We start from the raw sequence: 17,950 nt of genomic DNA, 5'->3' as shown, positions 1-17,950 counted from the left end.
TTCATGGCACCCATCATCAGGAACGTCGAGGGTTCGTCGAATGGCCCGGGACCCGACGAGTCGCTCTTCTGGGCCGAGGTCATCGGTTCCGAGACCATGCTGAAGCACGGCATGGACGCGATGAACCGGCGGGACTACACCACCGCCGCCAACCTGTTCGCGGGAGCGGGCGGGGCACGCGCCGGGTACGGCCCGGCCAACCTCCTGTTCAACCGCGCGGTGCGCCAGCTCGTGCCGCGCTGGCACTTCGCGATGCTCAACGACCACGCCCGCAACGAGGCCTACCGCAGGGCCATCTCCGCCGTCGTGCGTCCCGGCGACCTCGTCCTGGACATCGGGACCGGGGCCGGGCTGCTGTCCCTGCTCGCCGTCGAGGCCGGCGCCGACATGGTGGTCACCTGCGAGATGGAGCCGGTCATCGCCGCGATCGCCCGCCGGACCATGGCGGTGAACGGCGTGGAGTCGCGGGTGAAGGTGGTGGAGGCGAGGTCGACGGACCTGCGGGTCGGCGTCGACCTTCCCCGTCCGGCGGACGTGCTGGTCACCGAGATCTTCGACTGCGCGCTGCTCGGCGAGGGCGCCCTGCCGAGCATCGAGCACGCCCGCCAGGAGCTGCTGCGGCCGGACGCGACCATCGTGCCGCAGGGCGCCCGGCTGTGGGGGCAGCTGGTCGAGAGCGACGAGCTGTTCGGGCGCAACCACGTGGACACCGTCTACGACTTCGACATGACGCTCTTCCAGCAGTTCAGGTCGATGGAGTACTTCTCCACCTACCTCACCGGCTACCGGCACCGGCTGCTCGGCGAGCCGTTCCCGCTGTTCGACTTCGACTTCCGCACCGGCAAGTGCGAGCAGGAACGCGTCGTCCCGGCGCCGGTGTCGGCCGACGGGACCTGCCACGCGATCGTCATGTGGTTCGAGCTCGACCTGGCCGAGGACGTCACCCTGTCCAACGGCCCCGAGGACCACGGGACGCACTGGCGGCAGGCGGTGCAGACCTTCGAGCGGCCCCTGCCCTGCCGCGCCGGCGAGCCGCTGCGGCTGCTCGTGACCCACGACAACGACCGGGTGCTGGTACGGCCCGAACCCCTCGGTGCCGCCGCGGCCGAAGTGTCCCCTTCCGGACACAGGTAGCCGACAACCACCGGGGACGGGCGGGCGTCCACCCTCGCTCCCGTACCTCCGCCCATTGTGAGGAGAAGATGAGTACCACGGCTGATTCATCCAAGGAACTACGCAAGACCCTGACCATCGGCAGGGGTGTCGGCCTGGCGGTCAGCATGATCGTCGGCAGCGGGCTGCTGGTGTTGCCGGGTCTCGCGTACGCCTCCGTCGGATCCTCGGCGGTCTTCGCCTGGGTCGTGGCGGCGATCATGGTGATCCCCCTGCTGCTGGTCTTCTCGAAGCTCGGCTCGCGCTACCCCAGCGCGGGCGGGGTGATCGGCTTCATGCAGGCCGCCTTCGGCAGGAGCGTCGCCTCGCCCGTCGCCTACGTGCTGCTCGGCGCGACGGCGTGCGGCGGGGCGGCGATGGCGATCACCGGGGGCAACTACACGGCGGTGCTGCTCGGCATGCCCGACGCCGTCTTCCCGGCGACGCTGGCCTACCTGGCGCTGGTGGCCGTGCTGAACGCTTTGGGCTCGCGCCTGGCGGGCGGGGTCCAGACGGTCGTCACCGCGCTGCTGGTGCTGCTCATCGCGGTCGTCGCGGCCGTGCCGTTCGTCACCCCCGGTTTCGACACGCCGGGCACGGTGACGCTGCCGGTGAACTGGCTCGACCTGCTCCCCGCGGTCGGCCTGGTCTTCTTCGCCTTCACCGGCTGGGAACTGGTCGCCTCCACCACCGAGGAGTACCACAACCCCCGGCGCGACCTGCCGCTGGTGCTGATCGCCTCCTTCGTCGTCATCGTGGTCCTGTACGTGGGCATCGCCACCGCCGTCCAGGTGTCGCTGGACCCCGGCGACCCGATGGTCCGGCAGGCGCCGGTGGCGGCGGTCCTGCGGCAGGTCTTCGGCGCCGCCGCCGGGACCGCGGCCGCGGTGCTCGGCGCCCTGATCGTCTTCGCGACGCTGATGGGCGGAACCTGGGCCACCTCGCGGATCGTGTTCGCCACCGCGCGCGAGCGCCTGCTGCCCGCGCGGCTGACCGTCTGCAACAAGGTCAACGGGGCCCCCGTCGCCGCCATCGTGTTCGCCGTCCTGATGTTCGGCACGGTCGTGCTCCTGAACGGCGCCAAGCTGCTCACGCTGGACCAGGTCTTCCGGCTGTCGGCGGTGAACTTCATCATCGGCTACGCCATGTCGGCCCTGGCGTACGGCGCCCTGTTCAGGGGGCCGAGGCACTGGCTGCTGGTGGTGCTGGCGTGCGCCCCGGTGGTGGTGCTCCTGATCGGCTTCGGCTGGATGCTGCTCTACCCCCTCGCGCTGCTGACCGCCGGCGCGGTGGTGCACGTGCTGACCGCCGAGAAGGACCCGGTGCCGGTGGCACCCCCGGCCGACTGAACCGGCCGAGGCCGGCCACGACGGCTGAGACCGGCAGGGCGGGCCGGCCCCGGTGAACCGGGACCGGCCCGCCCTGCCGCGTACGGCCACGCCGATCTTTCGCGTTCCCCGGCTCGGCGAGAGAATCCCGCGACGTCTCGTATTCGTGGGTGGGGCGTCCCGTATCTGTGGAATTCGCCTCCGATGGGATGCCGCCGTGCACTCATTGTTCAGCGTTCCGCCCGAGGGCGATGTCGTCGGCGGGGGAACAGGTCGCCGACCATTCCCGTGCGTCCTGTTCGGCGGCCATTGTTCAAGATATCGGATTTAGGTGAGCCGATGTCCTTGTACGGACGACGGCCGTTCGCGATGCCCGGCGACGTGAATTCCGCTGATCTCCCGAGACGGCGGGGTTGTCGACCCCTTGCAGTTGCTCATGCTCATTCGTGCGGTTCTTCCGCGCACTCCGGGGTAGACCCCTCGGTAAAAGGAGGCCTGCGCTCCGATGCTGCTGAGTTTCCGCACGGTCAACCACAGGTCACTCCGTGATGAGCAGCAGTTGCTGCTGACTCCCAGCTACGGCGCCGACAATCCGGAAACGTACGATTTTTCATCGGCGTCTGGAAGGGTACTCGTACGGAGAACATTCTCCGGAGTCCATGCGGCAGGTGGAGGAGATCACGGAGTCGAACGTCCTCTTCCCGTCCGTCGCGGCGCGATCGAAGCAGTTCCTGGTCAGGGCGGTCCACGACTGGTTCTCCGGTGTCCTGGATCGCAAACCCGCGATGACGCTCTCCTCCCGCTCGGCGTTCACCGCGGATCTCCTGGACAGATCCGGTTACCCCGACCGTCTGACGTCGCTGTTGCGGGCTGCGGACACGGGTATCGAGTCGGCTGAGATCGTCGAGGAGACGGACGCGGAGTTCGCCGAGCGGTCCACCCGTTCGGGAGGGGCCGGGAGATACTCGCCGCAACGACGGAAAGACGTGTTCTTCAAACACCGGGGGGAGAACGGCACGTCCGTCCTGGGGCTGCCGGACCAGTCCCTCGGGACAAGGGCCCTGTACGAAATAGGATTGCCGGTCTTCATATCGCTCGATCTGGGGAGCCCCCTCATCGTGGACGGGGTCGGGGAGGCGTGCCGGCGGGCCAGAGAACTCACCGCCGACGACGAGGACGTACTCGCGAATCCCTCGGCCAGCGTCTGGCGGCCGGCCGAGAGCCTCCGCGGCGGATCGGAGACGTCGTGAGTGCGGGACGCGCGTGATCGCGATCTTCGCCGATCGTTCCCGACGCCGTCCACGGGGTGTGAACGCAGCGGGACGTCCTGGTGTCCATCAAGTGCGGTGGCGGGTCCGGAGTGCAGGACCAGGCGTGGTGCCGGATCCTGTTCTCAGGAGCCCGCGCGGTGGTGGCTCAGGAGCTCGCGGGCCAGCGCCTCGCTCCACCACAGCTCGACCCGGTCGGGTGACCAGCCGCGCTCGCCGGTGAGCGTGGTGTAGACGTCGATGCTGCACACGGCCCCGTAGACGTCGACGGCGGACGCGACGTCCAGGCCGTCCCGCAGGGTGCCGTCCGGCCAGGACGAGAACACCAGCACCCGGGTCTCGTCGCCCCGCCCGCGTCCCTCCCGGTAGGCCGTCGCCAGCTCGGGTTCGGTGCGGGCCGCCTCGCGCACCAGCGAGATGACGTCCCCCGCGCGCTCGAACAGCCGCCGGTCGTAGGCGGCCATCGCCGCGAGGTGCCGCTCGGGGACCGTCGTGCCCTCCAGCTCCTCCAGCATCCTCGGCATGTCGGCCGACAGGTCGGCCGCGTCCGCCAGGGCCCGGGTCAGGCCCGCCTTGTTCCCGTACGTCGCGTAGACGGTCGGCGCGGAGACGCCCGCCTCGCGGGCGACCTCCCTGACGGTCGTCACCGCCCATCCCCGGGAGACGAACAGCCGGCGGGCGGCGTCGGCGATCGCCGTCCGGGTCTCCCGCGCCTGTGCCGACCGGCGCAGGGAGTCGTAACGACGCCGTTCCGGCTCTGAGCTCACGGCCCCTCCGAGGCTTTACGGTGCTTATAATGAATATATGCCACGTCAGTCATATGCGGGGTCCTCCCCGGGTTTCTCGCGCGTCACCGGTGTCGCCGCCCTCGGGTTCGCCGTCGCGATCGTCCTCGCCAACGCGGTCATGGTGCCCGCCGGCCTGCCGCTCACCGGGGCCGGGATCGGCGAGGTCGACGCGTTCTTCGGCACCGAGGGCGACGTCGTCGCCCTCGCGTCGGCGATCACCCCCGCCGCCTGGGTGCTGGCCACGCTGTTCGGCGCCGGTGCGGCCGCCGCGCTGCGGCGCCCCGAGCGCGAACGGGGCGAGGCCTGGTCGCTGGTCGGGTTCACCGGGCTGGCGCTGCAGAACGTCACGTTCGCCGGGGTCGTCGCGACCCGCCTGGCGCTCTCGGCCACGGCCGGGCACGACGGCGGCGTGACCCGGGGGTTGTGGGCCCTGCACGACGCGCTGTTCACCCTCAACGGCACCTTCCTGGCCCTCGCCCTCCTCGGCCTGTCGGTGGCGGGCCTGCGTGCCGGCGTGATCCGGTCCTGGCACGGCGCCCTCGGGCTGGTGTCGGCCGCGCTGCTGTTCACCTCGGCCACGCTCACCCCCCTGATCATCGACCACGCCGGCCCCCTGGGTCTCCTCGGCCTCGCCGGCTGGTCGATGTGGGTGGTCTGGATCCTCGCCTACGGCGTCACCCTGATCCGCCTGAACCCGGCCCCGTGACAGGGCGCCGAGGGCCGGGTCATCATGCCGACACGAGGGCGGCGAGGCCGGCGAGGCTGGCGAGGCCGGCGGGGGCGGCGGGGACGCTGGACGACGAGGACGGTGAGGACGAAGGGGACGCCGTGAGGCGGTCACCCCGTACGTCCTCCGCTCGGTGTACGGCACGACCTGACGGGTAGCACCGGGCCGGGACCATCTCGCCGCTTCGCCGGGGCCGCGTGTCCCGCAGGTCCCTCCGGGCACCGCTGCCGGCGGAAGGCGCGGACCACGCGGGCGAGGCAGGCAGGAGGACGAGGCCGAACGGCGCACCGCACGGACGAGCGAGAAGAGGGTGGCATCCATGGCAATGGTCGATCGAGACGACGTCCGCGAGTTGCTGACATCGACGGATCCCGACGCGACGCTGATCTTCGTCGGCGGCGCGTGCCGCGTCGTCCCGGCGGACCGGGTCGAGGGGCTGACCGTGGTCAGCCGCCGCGAGTTGCAGGACCAGCTCGGCGGGAGCGGGAGCGGCGCGGGCGGTGAGGTGAGCGACGCGCGGCTCGACGAGCTGGCGCACCGGCTGGACACCGTGGTCCGTGAGCTCGGTGGCTGACCGGCTTCCGCCGGGACGGGACCCGTGGTGGCGCACCGCCGCCATCTACCAGGTCTACCCGCGCAGCTTCGCCGACGGCGACGGCGACGGCGTCGGGGACCTGGCGGGACTGCGCGGCCGCCTGCCCTACCTGGCGGAGCTCGGCGTGGACGCGGTGTGGATCACCCCCTGGTACACGTCGCCGATGGTCGACGGCGGCTACGACGTGGCCGACCACCGCGACATCGACCCGGTCTTCGGCACGCTGGCCGACGCCGAGGCGCTGATCGGGGAGGCCCACGCGCTGGGCGTCCGGGTCCTCGTCGACATCGTGCCCAACCACTGCTCCGACCGGCACCCCTGGTTCGCGGCGGCGCTCGCGGCCGGACCGGGATCGCCCGAGCGCGAGCGGTTCTGGTTCCGCGCGGGCGACGAGCCGCCGAACGACTGGCCCGCGGCCTTCGGCGGGCGCGCCTGGACCCGGGTGGCCGACGGCGAGTGGTACCTGCACCTGTACGCGCCCGAGCAGCCCGACCTCAACTGGAACCATCCCGACGTGCGCGCGGACTTCGAGCGGACCCTGCGCTTCTGGTTCGACCGCGGGGTGGACGGCTTCCGGATCGACGTCGCTCCCGCCCTGGTGAAGGCCGAGGGGCTGCCCGACGTGGCCGGCTACCAGGGGCATCTGCCCTGGAAGGACCAGGAGGCGGTGCACGAGATCTACCGCTCCTGGCGGGCCGTCGCCGACTCCTACCCGGACGAACGGATCTTCGTGGGCGAGATCTGGTTGCCCGACCAGGCGCGCGTCGCGCGCTACCTGCGGCCGGACGAGCTGCACACGGCCTTCAACTTCGCCATGCTCACCTGCGCCTGGGACGCGGGTGACCTGCGTGAGGTGATCGACACGACGCTGGCCGAGCACGCGCGGGTGGGCGCCCCGCCGACCTGGGTGCTGTCCAACCACGACGTCCCTCGCCTCGTCACCCGCTACGGCCGGGCGGACACCACCTTCGGCCCCCGCTACTTCGCGGACGTGCACGGCACGCCCGCCGACCTCGAACGCGGCACCCGGCGCGCACGCGCCGCCGCGCTGCTGAGCACCGCCCTGCCCGGAGGCGTGTACGTCTACCAGGGCGAGGAGCTCGGCCTGCCCGGCGTCGAGGACCTGCCGCAGGAGGTGCTGCGGGATCCGACGTGGACCCGCTCCGGCCACACGGTCAAGGGCCGCGACGGCTCCCGCGTGCCGCTGCCCTGGTCGGGTTCGGAGCCGCCGTTCGGATTCGGCACGGGCGAGCCCTGGCTGCCGCAACCGGCCGGGTGGGCCGCGCGCACCGTCGAGGCACAGAACGCGGACCCGCACTCGACGCTCGCCCTCTACCGCGCCGCCCTGCGGGCCCGGCGCGGAATCACCGGTGACCTGACGTGGCTGGAGGCCCCGCCGGACGTGCTGGCCTTCTCCAGGGACGCGGGCTTCACCTGTGTGATCAATCTTTCGGGCGGGGCGGTGGCGCTGCCGCCGTACGAGAGCGTGGTGCTGGCGAGCGGTCCACTGGACGGCGGGCGGCTGCCGCCCGACACCGGGGTGTGGCTGGCCCGCTGATCGGCTTCACCGGGGCCGCCGGTGGTGGGCCCGTGCCGCCGGGGCGGGTTCACCGGGAGCGGCCGGCGGCGTGCTCGCGGATCGCCGGGGCGGATTCACCGGAGGCGGCCGGCGGTGCTCTCGCGGATCAGCAACCGGTGGGGGGCCACGATCCGGCGCGCCGCAGGGGGGCCGGCCGGGGGAGCGGCCCGCGGGTCGGCCCGGGGCGCGCCGGGGACCGGACGCCTGAGCCGGTCGGCCAGGCACGAGACGGCCTGCCGGGCGATCTCCGCCTTGTCCGGGGCCACGGTGGTCAGCGAGGGGGTGGCGTACCGGCCGTCCTCGATGTCGTCGAACCCGCACACCGCCAGGTCCCCCGGCACCGTCAGGTCGCGTTCCAGCGCCACCCGCAGCGCCCCCAGGGCGAGTTGGTCGCTGAAGCAGACGACCGCGTCCGGGGCGTGCCCCCCGTCCAGCAGCCACCGCATCGCCCGCGCCCCGTCGGCGCGGTGCAGGGCGTCCACCGGCACCTCCAGCGCGGGGTCGTGAGGGGCGCCGGCGTCGCGCAGCGCCTGCCGGTATCCCTCCAGCCGTTGCCGCGCCGTGCCGTTGGCCAGGTGCGGCTGCACGCCGATCGCGGCGATCCGGCGGCGGCCCAGGCCGAGCAGGTGCCGGGTGGCCTCGGCGGAGGCCGCCACCGAGTCGACGCTCACGTGGTCGATCAGCCCCGCGGCGTCCTGCTCGCCGAGCAGGACCAGCGGCACGGCGTCGGCACGCCGCCGCAGGTCGGCGGGGGACAGGCCCCAGGGGCTCATGATCAGCCCGTCGATCATCTGGCCGGGCATGCCTTCGAGCAACCGGCGTTCGCGGTCGGGGTCGCCGTCGGTCTGGTCCACCAGCAGCGTCCAGGAGTGCTCCTGCGCCGCCTGGACCAGCAGGGAGGCCAGCTCCCCGAAGTAGGGCGAGTCGATCTCCGGGATGACCAGCCCGACGAGCCCGGACCGGCCGCCGCGCAGCCGCCGTGCCGCCGCGTTGGGGCGGTACTGCAACTCCTCCAGGGCCTCCAGCACGCGCCGCCGGGTCTCGGGGGCGACGAGCGGGAAGTCGTTGACGACGTTCGACACCGTGCGCACCGACACCCCGGCTCGTGCCGCCACCTCCTTCAGGCCGGCCATCGCCCCTCCTTCACGTCCGCCTCGTCCATCTGGTCCGCCCGGCCGTGACCGGCCGCGCCCGCGTGACGGGCCGCTCGCGATCACCACCCGGACCCGGCGTCCGGGATTCGTCACCGGTCACCGATCCTATTCCGCCGGGAGGTGTTGCAGCGTTGCATGCAACGCTGCAACATAGAAGGACAGGGTAGAGGAGGAGAGTGCCATGACCGACACGACACACCACGCGATCTCCCCGGCGGCGGCCGGAGGAGGGCTCGCGGAGCCCGTACGGCCGGGCTGGAGGAACGCGCACGTGGACGAGGCGGGCACGGCCGAGGCCGTCGCCGCCCTCTACGGTGACGGGATCACCGCCCGCAGGGGCGCCTTCGACGCGGCCTGGGTGGATCAGGTGGCCTCCGACATCGACGCCGCCTTCAACGAGGCGCGCGCCCGCGAGGGCGGCGCGGTGGGACGCGGCCCCAACCGGTTCTACGTCGAGATCCACCCCGAGCAGATGCGCGGCTTCGTCGACCTGGTCACCCACCCGTGGGTGGTCGCGGTCTGCACGGCTGTGCTCGGCCCCCGGTACGAGATCGTCGAGCTGGGTTTCGACGTGCCGTTCGCCGGGGCGGTCGACCAGCCGTGGCACCGCGACTTCCCGATGCCCGAGGAGACCCGGGCGCACCGCCGGCTCACCTCCCTGGCGTTCAACCTCACCGCCGTGGACACCGAGCCCGACATGGGCCCCTTCGAGATCGCCCCTGGCACCCAGTGGGACGACGAGCCGTCGTTCGACCACGGCATGTTCCCGCCCCGGGACACCTGGTCGCGCTACGTCGAGCGCGCCACCCGCAAGTACCCGCAGCGCGGCGACATCTCGGCCCGCTCGGCCCTGACGATCCACCGGGGCACGACCAACCGGTCGCAGAGGTCCCGCCCCGTGCTCGTCCTGGGCGTCGACGCCCCCGGCGCGGGCAACGCCGCCCACCACGCCATGGCGGTCACCCACGGTTACCGGGAGAGTCTGCCGGCGCTGGTACGCGACCACCTGCCCTGCCCGGTGGTGGACGAGCTGGTGCCGATCACGCAGAAGCACACGATCGAGGGTCTGGTGATGGGGGAGGCGTGAGCCCTCCGGTCACGCGTCCGGGATCGTGAACCTGCCGGTCAGGAGCCGGCCGGCCGGTGGTGAGCCGGGCGGTCGTCAGCGGCCCATCTGGAAGGCCGACATCGGGATGTGCATCCAGGTCGGCCGGTTGCGGGCCTCGTAGAGGACCTCGTAGGCGGCCTTGTCCAGCTCCAGGGCGCGGAGCAGGACGGCGTCCTCGGCGCGCAGCCGCCCGCCCCCGGCGGAGTAGCCCGCCAGGAACGACGAGCGGTTCAGCTCGGCCCACTCCACCGCGCGCGGGCGCAGCTCGTCGGCGTTGGAGTGGTCGGCCAGCAGGTGGCGGGCGGCGTAGTCGAAGGAGCGCAGCATGCCGGCCACGTCCCGCAGCGGGGAGGCCAGGGCCCGGCGCTCGGCCATGGGCTGCCCCGGCTCGCCCTCGAAGTCCAGGACGATCCAGTCGGTGGTGGTGCGCATCACCTGGCCCAGGTGGTAGTCGCCGTGCACCCGCTGGACCCGCGTCTCGGAGGCCACGTCGGCGACGCGCTGGTAGGCCTCCTCGGCCACGTGGGCGTGCTCGCCCAGCTCGGGCACCTCCTCCACGGCGGCGGCCAGGCGGCGGCGGAACTCCTCCACCATCCGCTTGACCTCCTGCGGCTCGATCGTCTCCGTCGGGAACGCCTCCGCGAGCTCCCGGTGGATCTGGGCCGTGGTGATCCCCAGGCGGTAGGACTCGGAGCTGAAGTCGCCGCCGGCGTCGGAGGCCGACCCCTCCAGCGCCCCGTACAGGTCGCGGACACTGGCCAGCGCCAGGGCCCAGCCGTCGTTGGCGTTCGGCAGGAACTCCTGGGTCATCGCCAGCGTGGTGGGCTCGCCGTCGAGATCGGCCTCGATCCAGCCGTACGGGCGGGCGATGTTCCGGCCGCCGTGGCCGGCCAGGGCGGTGACGATCTCCAGCTCGGGGTTGACCCCCGCGTTCAGGCGGCGGAACAGCTTGCAGATGTAGGTCTCGCCGTAGACCAGCGAGGTGTTGGACTGCTCGGCGCCCAGGACCAGGCTCCGCAGGGAGGTGTCGATCTCCACGCCCTCGACGTGGCGGAAGCGCAGCGGCCCGGTGTCGCGGCCCTCGGCCATGCCCTCCAGCAGGGTCACGGTGAGGTCGGCGTCGTAGGCCGCGTCGTAGTAGCCCTCGCCGATGTGGGCGGCCTTGAAGTGGGCCCAGTCCGGTGCCTCGCTGCCCAGCAGGAGCTGGTAGCGGTCGCGGGCACCGGCCTGGTGGACCGAGATGATCAGGTGGCGCAGTCGGGGTGAGAGCTCGACGTCCGAATCGACGACGAGATCGTCGATCGGGCGCCCCTTACCGGCGAACCATCGCTGGTGGGTGATCCAACCGGTAAGGAGCTCCGTCAACACGGTGTTACGCCTCCTGGGACGCGGGCGGCAGGGTGAACCAGTAGAACCCATGCCCAGGAAGCGTCAAAAGATACGGAAGTTCGCCGATTGAAGGGAAAGGGACGCCGCCCATCGTCTCCACCGGTACCGAACCCTCGAAACGGCGGAGGTCGAGCTCCACCGGCTGGGGGAACCGTGACAGGTTGTTGACGCAGAGCATGCGGTCGTCGCCCAGCTCACGGACGAAGGCCAGGACGCTCGGGTTGGAGGAGTTCAGCTCGGTGAACTCGCCCAGGCCGAAGACCGGGTGCCGCTTGCGGATGTCGATCATCCGCTTGGTCCAGTGCAGCAGCGAGCCCGCGCTGCGCTGCTGGGCCTCGACGTTGAGCGCCTGGAAACCGTAGATCGGGTCCATGATGACCGGCAGGTAGAGTCGGCCCGGGTCGCACTCGGAGAACCCCGCGTTGCGGTCCGGGCTCCACTGCATCGGGGTGCGGACGCCGTCGCGGTCGCCCAGCCAGATGTTGTCGCCCATCCCGATCTCGTCGCCGTAGTAGAGCACGGGAGATCCCGGCAGGGAGAGCAGCAGCGCGGTGAACAGCTCGATCTGGTTGCGGTCGTTCTCCAGCAGCGGGGCCAGCCGCCGCCGGATGCCGACGTTGGCCCGCATCCGCGGGTCCTTGGCGTACTCCGAGTACATGTAGTCGCGCTCGTCGTCGGTCACCATCTCCAGGGTGAGCTCGTCGTGGTTGCGCAGGAAGATGCCCCACTGGCAGTTCTCCGGGATCTTCGGCGTCTGGGCCATGATCTCGGAGATGGGGTAGCGCGACTCCCGCCTGACCGCCATGAAGATGCGCGGCATCAGCGGGAAGTGGAACGCCATGTGGCACTCGTCGCCCCCGGTGGCGGGGTCGCCGAAGTACTCGACCACGTCGGCGGGCCACTGGTTGGCCTCGGCCAGCAGCACCCGGTCGGGGTAGAGCCGGTCGACCTCGGCCCTGACCCGCTTGAGGTACTCGTGGGTGCGGGGCAGGTTCTCGCAGTTGGTGCCGTCGACCTCGAACAGGTACGGGATGGCGTCCATCCGGAACCCGTCGATGCCCAGGTCCAGCCAGAAGCGCAGGACCTCCAGCATCGCGTCCTGGACGTCGGGGTTCTCGTAGTTCAGGTCGGGCTGGTGGCTGAAGAAGCGGTGCCAGTAGTACTGCCCGCGGACCGGGTCGTGGGTCCAGTTCGACGTCTCGGTGTCGACGAAGATGATCCGGGCGTCCTTGTAGAGCTCGTCGTTGTCGTTCCAGACGTAGAAGTCGCCGAACGGCCCCTCGGGGTCGTGCCGGGAGGCCTGGAACCACGGGTGCTGGTCGCTGGTGTGGTTCATCACCAGGTCGGCGATGACCCGCATGCCGCGCTTGTGCGCCTCGTCGACCAGTTTCACGAAGTCCCCGAGGTCGCCGAAATCCGGCAGGATCTTCATGAAGTCGGCGATGTCGTATCCGCCGTCACGCAACGGCGACTCGTACAGCGGCAGCAGCCAGAGGCAGTCGACGCCCAGCCACTGGAGATAGTCCAGTTTCTGGATGAGACCGCGGATGTCTCCGGTGCCGTCGCCGTTGGAATCGGCGAAGCCCCGGATGAGAACCTCGTAGAAGACGGCACGCTTGAACCAGTACGGATCGCGCGGCTTTTCCTCGTCGAAGGTGTTCGGAATGGGCTCGTGTAGCTGACTCACCAGTGGACTCCCCGCTGTTCTGCCGGTATACGCGTACCCGGCCGGCTCACCGCTGGTTCGCCGCCGCGGCACGCAGAGTGAAGACGTGCGCTGGGTGGATGTGGGGATCGAGGCGCACGTAGTTGTCCTGCCGCCAGCGGTACGACTCGCCCGACAGTTCGTCCTCCACGACGAACTCGGCTTGCCAGTCGAGACCGAGGGCCGGCATGTCCAGCGACACCGTCGCCTCATGGGTGTGGTGCGGGTCCAGGTTCACGACAACGAGGACCACATCGCCCAGGCCGTGCCGTCGTGTGGCCGTGTCGTAGGCGCCGGGCAGCCGCTTGGAGAAGCAGACCACGTCCGGATTGTTGACGCTGTGAAAACGTAGGTTACGCAGTTCCTGGAGCGCCGGGTGGGCTCTTCGGAACACATTGAGTTGCGTGATGAGCGGTGCCAGGCTATGGCCTTCGCGCTCCGCCGCTTCCCAATCTCGGGGCCTGTATTGGTATTTCTCGCTGTCCAGGTATTCTTCGCTACCTGGCCTTACCGGGACATTCTCCGCAAGTTCGTATCCGGCATACACGCCCCAGGTCGGCATGGACGTGGCCGCGAGTATGGCTCTGATCCGAAATGCGGGGACTCCCCCGTTCTGCAGATACTCGTGGAGAATATCAGGGGTGTTCACGAACACGTTCGGTCGCATGTAGTGCGACGTCTCGTGGGAGAGCTCGCCCAGGTATTCTTCCACGTCCGCGCGGGAGTTCTTCCACGTGTAGTACGTGTACGACTGGTGGAAGCCCACCTTGGCCAGCATCCGCATCATCGCCGGCCGGGTGAACGCCTCGGCGAGGAACAGCACGTCCGGGTCGGTGGTGTGGATGTCGGCCAGCAGCTTCTCCCAGAAGGAGACCGGCTTGGTGTGCGGGTTGTCCACCCGGAAGATCCGCACCCCGTGGTCCATCCAGAGCCGCACCACCCGCCTGATCTCCTCGTAGATCCCCTTGGGGTCCTTGTCGAAGTTCAGCGGGTAGATGTCCTGGTACTTCTTGGGCGGGTTCTCGGCGTAGGCGATCGAGCCGTCGGCGCGGATGTTGAACCACTCCGGGTGCTCCTTGACCCACGGGTGGTCGGGCGCGCACTGCAGGGCGAGGTCGATGGCGACCTCCATGCCCAGCCCGCGGGTCTTGGCCACGAAGGCGTCGAAGTCGTCGAAGGTGCCCAGCTCGGGGTGGATCGCGTCGTGGCCGCCCTCGGCCGAGCCGATCGCCCAGGGCGAGCCCGGGTCGTACGGCTCGGGGGTGAGGGTGTTGTTGCGCCCCTTGCGGAAGCTCTGCCCGATCGGGTGGATCGGCGGCAGGTAGACGACGTCGAAGCCCATTCTCGCCACGGCCGGCAGGCGCTCGGCCGCGGTGGCGAAGGTCCCGGACTTGGGGGCGACGCCCTGCTCGATGATCGCGCCCTCGGAGCGCGGGAAGAACTCGTACCACGACCCGAACAGCGCCCTGCGGCGGTGGACCAGGATCGTGCGCGGGGCCGAGCGGGTCACCAGGTCCCGCAGCGGGTGCGCGCGCAGCAGCGCCGCCGTCTCCGGGGTCTGCGCGACGCTGAACCGGGCGCGCGGGTCGATGCCGCTGTCGCGCAGCCGGGCCGCGACGGCCTGGAGCGCGGCGCGGTGCCCGCAGACGTGCTGCTCGGGGACGACCTCGGGCTTCTTGCGCCCGCCCCTGCGACCGGCCGGAGCGGTGGTCGCCCCGCTGGTCGCCACGACGGCGGCGAGCTGGGTGCTCACCGGGCGGCAGTCGGCCGGGCGGGCGGCCCTGGCCGCGCGCTCGAAGAGCCGGGCCCCCTCCTCGCACATCAGGTCGGCGTCCAGATCGCGAGGGATCTTGATGGCCGCGTCGTGCAGCCAGGTGGCCAGGGGGTCCCCCCAGGCCTCCACGCGGAAACGCCACTCGCCCTCGGTGGGCAGCGTCACCTCCACGCCCCAGCGGTCGGTGCCGGGATTGAGCTCGGCCATGGGCAGCAACGGGCCGCGCACCTTGCCGGGGCCGGTCAGCACCACGCCCGCGGCGACCGCGTCGTGTCCCTCGCGGAACACGGTCGCGGAGATCTCGAAGGTCTCACCCGCGGCGGCCTTGGCGGGGCGGCGCCCGCAGTCGACCGTGGGGTGAATGTCCTGAATGGGAATTCGTCCGATCATCGCGTCTCAAGGTAGCGGCGGCACGCCCGGTGCCGCCGGGGAAGTCAGCAAGGAAGATCTTCGTTTTTCAAGCGTTCCGGCGGCCGTCTCCGGGCAGGGCGTAGCCCCGCCCAGCTGGGACGGCCGGTTCCCGAGGGCGGTACGGCTGGCTCGTATGTCCGGTGCCCCAATAGTCCATCTTCATGCCTGGCTCTGGATAGAGTGCGAGACCTCTTACTCTCCGGCGAGCCGTCCTCACGGTCGATGACCTGTGTTGTGATTGTTTAGGGCGGTTTGATAGCGGTGAGGGGGAGACGCGTTGAGTGTTGAGGTCGCCCTCGTGGCGCTGAGTAACTAGGGTCTGGCACCGTGAGAGCAATCCGTAGGTTCACCGTCCGCACCGTCCTGCCCCCGGAGCTGGCCTCCCTCGGCGAGCTCGTCCTGAACTTGCGATGGTCCTGGCATCCGGAGACGTTGGACCTCTTCGGCGAGGTCGATCCGGCCATCTGGGCGCGCGTCGGCCACGATCCCGTCGCCCTGCTGGGCGCCGTGGAGGCCGAGCGGCTCCGCGAGCTCGCCGCCGACCGCCGCTTCCTGCGGCGGCTGGCCGACGCTGCCGACGATCTCCGCGAGTACATGACCGCGCCCCGGTGGTACCAGACCATCGCGGACGCCCCCCGCGCCGTCGCCTACTTCTCCCCGGAGTACGGCATCGCCGCCGCCCTGCCGCAGTACTCCGGCGGCCTGGGCATCCTGGCCGGCGACCACCTCAAGGCCGCCAGCGACCTCGGGGTGCCCATCCTGGCCGTCGGCCTGCTGTACCGGCACGGCTACTTCACCCAGTCCCTCTCCCCGGAGGGCTGGCAGCTGGAGCACTACCCCTCGCTGGACCCGGGCGGCCTGCCGCTGACCCTGCTCCGCGAGGAGGACGGCACCCCCGTCCGGATCAAGATCAGCCTCCCCGAGGGCCGCACGCTGCACTCCCAGGTCTGGGTGCTCCAGGTCGGCAGGGTGCCGCTGCTGCTGCTCGACTCCGACGTTGCCGAGAACGACGCCGCCGCCCGTGACGTCACCGACCGCCTCTACGGCGGCGGCACCGACCACCGCCTGCTGCAGGAACTGCTGCTCGGCGTCGGCGGGGTGCGCGCCATCCGCGCCTACTGCCGGGTCACCGGGCACGCCGAGCCCGAGGTCTTCCACACCAACGAGGGCCACGCCGGCTTCCTGGGCCTGGAGCGCATCCGCGAGCTCACCGAGGCCAGGCTCTCCTTCGACGAGGCCCTGGAGGCGGTCCGGGCCGGCACCGTCTTCACCACCCACACCCCGGTGCCCGCCGGGATCGACCGCTTCCCCGCCGAGATGATCGGCCGCCAGTTCGGCGGCGACAACGCCTGGCCCACGGTCCCGGTCGACCGCATCCTCGCGCTCGGCGCCGAGGAGGAGGCCGGCAAGTTCAACATGGCCGCGATGGGCATGCGGCTGGCCCAGCGGGTCAACGGCGTCTCCGAGCTGCACGGCGAGGTCAGCCGGGGGATGTTCCAGGGCCTGTGGCCGGGCTTCGACACCGCCGAGGTGCCGATCGGCTTCATCACCAACGGCGTGCACGCCCCCACCTGGGTCGGCCGCGAGATCATGGAGCTGGCCGGGCAGGAGCTGCCCACGCTGGTCGAGCGCGCCCAGGGCTGGGAGAGCATCGCCAAGGTCAGCGACGGCGACGTGTGGGGCATCCGCGGCCGGATGCGCGAGCGGCTGGTCCGGGCGGCCCGCGAGCGGCTGCGCCAGTCCTGGCTGAACCGGGGCGCCTCCCGGGCCGAGCTCGGCTGGGTGGACGAGGCCCTCGACCCCGAGGTGCTGACCATCGGCTTCGCCCGCCGGGTGCCCTCCTACAAGCGGCTCACCCTGATGCTGTCGGACCCCGACCGCCTGCGCGCGCTGCTGCTGGACCCGGTCAAGCCGATCCAGATCGTGATCGCGGGCAAGGCCCACCCGGCCGACGAGGGCGGCAAGAAGCTCATCCAGCAGATCGTGAAGTTCGCCGACTCCGAGGACGTCCGGCACCGCATCGTGTTCCTGCCCGACTACGACATGGCCCTGGGCCAGCTGCTCGTGCAGGGCTGCGACGTGTGGATGAACAACCCGCTGCGCCCGCTGGAGGCGTGCGGCACCTCGGGCATGAAGGCCGCGCTCAACGGCGGGCTCAACCTGTCGATCCGCGACGGCTGGTGGGACGAGTGGTACGACGGCACCAACGGCTGGGCCATCCCCACCGCCGACGGCGTCACCGACCCCGACCGGCGTGACGAGCTCGAGGCCACCGCCCTGTACGACCTGATCGAGCACGAGGTGGCCGACCGCTTCTACGACCGCGCCGACGGCCTGCCCCGGCGCTGGCTGGAGATGGTCCGGCACACGCTGGCCTCGCTCGGCCCCAAGGTGCTGGCCGGGCGGATGCTCCGCGACTACGTGGTCGGGCTGTACGCCCCGGCCGCGACCTCGGCGCGGGCCCTGTCCGGCGACGGCTACGAGCGGGCCAGGTCTTTCGCGGCCTGGAAGCTCAAGGTCGGCCGGGCCTGGCCGGGCGTGCGGGTCGAGCACGTGGAGACCTCGGGCCTGGGGGACACCCCGGAGCTGGGCTCCTCGCTGGAGCTGAGGGCCACCATCGCGCTGGGCGAGCTGGAGCCGGGCGACATCCGGGTGCAGGCGGCCTACGGCCGGGTCGGGGACCACGACGACCTCGCCGACCCCGCCTACGCCGACCTGACCGTCGAGTCCTCCGGTGACGACGGCAGGGCCGTCTTCGCCGGGACCGTGCCGCTGGAGCGGACCGGTCCCTTCGGCTACACGGTCAGGGTCGTCCCCGACCACCCGCTGGTGGCGTCCTCGGCCGAGCTCGGCCTGGTGACCGTCCCCGAGGAGCCGGTCGGCATGACCAACGGCACCCTGCGCTGAGATCCGGCACGACCTGAAGGCCCCGCCCCGCGCTCACGTCGCGGGGCGGGGCCTCGTCCTTTCCC

General features: G+C 71.2%; 13 protein-coding genes. 8 read left to right on the top strand and 5 right to left on the bottom strand.

Annotation, left to right across the window (positions count from 1 at the left end; translation table 11 throughout):
* The first annotated feature begins 3 nt into the window (after positions 1–3).
* From ACLQ2R_RS09940 to ACLQ2R_RS09930, 3 genes are all read left to right on the top strand, one after another.
* Positions 4–1,134, top strand: coding sequence for a 50S ribosomal protein L11 methyltransferase (locus ACLQ2R_RS09940; protein ID WP_425959075.1), 1,131 nt, complete (start codon positions 4–6; stop codon positions 1,132–1,134).
* A gap of 68 nt (positions 1,135–1,202) precedes the next feature.
* Positions 1,203–2,501, top strand: coding sequence for an APC family permease (locus tag ACLQ2R_RS09935; RefSeq protein ID WP_425959074.1), 1,299 nt, complete (start codon positions 1,203–1,205; stop codon positions 2,499–2,501).
* 638 nt (positions 2,502–3,139) lie between these two features.
* A complete protein-coding gene (locus ACLQ2R_RS09930) occupies positions 3,140–3,730 on the top strand; it encodes a hypothetical protein (protein WP_425959073.1) in 591 nt (196 codons plus the stop codon).
* A 143-nt stretch (positions 3,731–3,873) separates the two neighbouring features.
* Here ACLQ2R_RS09930 and ACLQ2R_RS09925 read toward each other — a convergent pair whose 3' ends face one another.
* Entirely contained in the window at positions 3,874–4,515 is a 642-nt protein-coding gene (locus ACLQ2R_RS09925; RefSeq protein WP_425959072.1) for a TetR/AcrR family transcriptional regulator, read from the bottom strand.
* A 37-nt stretch (positions 4,516–4,552) separates the two neighbouring features.
* Between ACLQ2R_RS09925 and ACLQ2R_RS09920 the strand changes: the two genes are divergently transcribed.
* The 3 genes from ACLQ2R_RS09920 (at position 4,553) to ACLQ2R_RS09910 (ending at position 7,416) form a co-directional block, all read left to right on the top strand.
* Positions 4,553–5,242: a hypothetical protein gene (locus ACLQ2R_RS09920; RefSeq protein WP_425959071.1), complete on the top strand. Its 690-nt coding sequence runs from the start codon at positions 4,553–4,555 to the stop codon at positions 5,240–5,242.
* 340 nt (positions 5,243–5,582) lie between these two features.
* A complete protein-coding gene (locus ACLQ2R_RS09915) occupies positions 5,583–5,837 on the top strand; it encodes a hypothetical protein (protein ID WP_425959070.1) in 255 nt (84 codons plus the stop codon).
* Positions 5,821–7,416 (top strand): glycoside hydrolase family 13 protein, encoded by a 1,596-nt coding sequence (locus ACLQ2R_RS09910; RefSeq protein ID WP_425959069.1) that lies wholly within the window; start codon positions 5,821–5,823, stop codon positions 7,414–7,416. Before ACLQ2R_RS09915 ends, ACLQ2R_RS09910 begins: the two co-directional genes overlap by 17 nt.
* Before the next feature lie 95 nt (positions 7,417–7,511).
* On the opposite strand, the gene ACLQ2R_RS09905 is transcribed toward ACLQ2R_RS09910, so the two are convergent.
* Positions 7,512–8,570: a LacI family DNA-binding transcriptional regulator gene (locus tag ACLQ2R_RS09905; RefSeq protein ID WP_425959067.1), complete on the bottom strand. Its 1,059-nt coding sequence runs from the start codon at positions 8,568–8,570 to the stop codon at positions 7,512–7,514.
* A gap of 202 nt (positions 8,571–8,772) precedes the next feature.
* On the opposite strand from ACLQ2R_RS09905, the gene ACLQ2R_RS09900 reads away from it, so the two are divergent.
* Positions 8,773–9,678, top strand: a complete 906-nt coding sequence (locus ACLQ2R_RS09900) for a phytanoyl-CoA dioxygenase family protein (protein WP_425959066.1) — start codon at positions 8,773–8,775, stop codon at positions 9,676–9,678.
* 75 nt (positions 9,679–9,753) lie between these two features.
* Here the strand turns inward: ACLQ2R_RS09900 and ACLQ2R_RS09895 are convergent, their stop codons facing one another.
* Genes ACLQ2R_RS09895 through ACLQ2R_RS09885 form a run of 3 tightly spaced genes read right to left on the bottom strand, consistent with a single transcriptional unit; the run spans position 9,754 to position 14,957 of the window.
* Positions 9,754–11,067 (bottom strand): maltokinase N-terminal cap-like domain-containing protein, encoded by a 1,314-nt coding sequence (locus ACLQ2R_RS09895; protein ID WP_425959065.1) that lies wholly within the window; start codon positions 11,065–11,067, stop codon positions 9,754–9,756.
* Positions 11,068–11,071: 4 nt separating this feature from the next.
* On the bottom strand, positions 11,072–12,775 hold the full coding sequence (treS, locus tag ACLQ2R_RS09890; RefSeq protein WP_344893948.1) for a maltose alpha-D-glucosyltransferase: 1,704 nt from the start codon (positions 12,773–12,775) through the stop codon (positions 11,072–11,074).
* Between the two features lie 46 nt (positions 12,776–12,821).
* Entirely contained in the window at positions 12,822–14,957 is a 2,136-nt protein-coding gene (locus tag ACLQ2R_RS09885; protein WP_425959064.1) for an alpha-1,4-glucan--maltose-1-phosphate maltosyltransferase, read from the bottom strand.
* Positions 14,958–15,305: 348 nt separating this feature from the next.
* On the opposite strand from ACLQ2R_RS09885, the gene glgP reads away from it, so the two are divergent.
* A complete protein-coding gene (gene glgP / locus ACLQ2R_RS09880) occupies positions 15,306–17,885 on the top strand; it encodes an alpha-glucan family phosphorylase (protein WP_425959063.1) in 2,580 nt (859 codons plus the stop codon).
* Positions 17,886–17,950: the final 65 nt, after the last annotated feature.

It is taken from the genome of Streptosporangium sp. DT93, from assembly GCF_049844535.1.
Taxonomy (GTDB): Bacteria; Actinomycetota; Actinomycetes; order Streptosporangiales; family Streptosporangiaceae; genus Streptosporangium.
Note: the sequence above shows the minus strand (reverse complement) of the source record. Positions and strands in the feature narration are given on the sequence as shown.

Coding starts and splice junctions, on each gene's coding strand:
- ACLQ2R_RS09940 (WP_425959075.1), top strand. CDS start 4: ATGGCACCCATCATCAGGAACGTCGAGGGTTCGTCGAATGGCCCGGGA.
- ACLQ2R_RS09935 (WP_425959074.1), top strand. CDS start 1,203: ATGAGTACCACGGCTGATTCATCCAAGGAACTACGCAAGACCCTGACC.
- ACLQ2R_RS09930 (WP_425959073.1), top strand. CDS start 3,140: ATGCGGCAGGTGGAGGAGATCACGGAGTCGAACGTCCTCTTCCCGTCC.
- ACLQ2R_RS09920 (WP_425959071.1), top strand. CDS start 4,553: ATGCCACGTCAGTCATATGCGGGGTCCTCCCCGGGTTTCTCGCGCGTC.
- ACLQ2R_RS09915 (WP_425959070.1), top strand. CDS start 5,583: ATGGCAATGGTCGATCGAGACGACGTCCGCGAGTTGCTGACATCGACG.
- ACLQ2R_RS09905 (WP_425959067.1), bottom strand. CDS start 8,570: ATGGCCGGCCTGAAGGAGGTGGCGGCACGAGCCGGGGTGTCGGTGCGC.
- ACLQ2R_RS09900 (WP_425959066.1), top strand. CDS start 8,773: ATGACCGACACGACACACCACGCGATCTCCCCGGCGGCGGCCGGAGGA.
- ACLQ2R_RS09885 (WP_425959064.1), bottom strand. CDS start 14,957: ATGATCGGACGAATTCCCATTCAGGACATTCACCCCACGGTCGACTGC.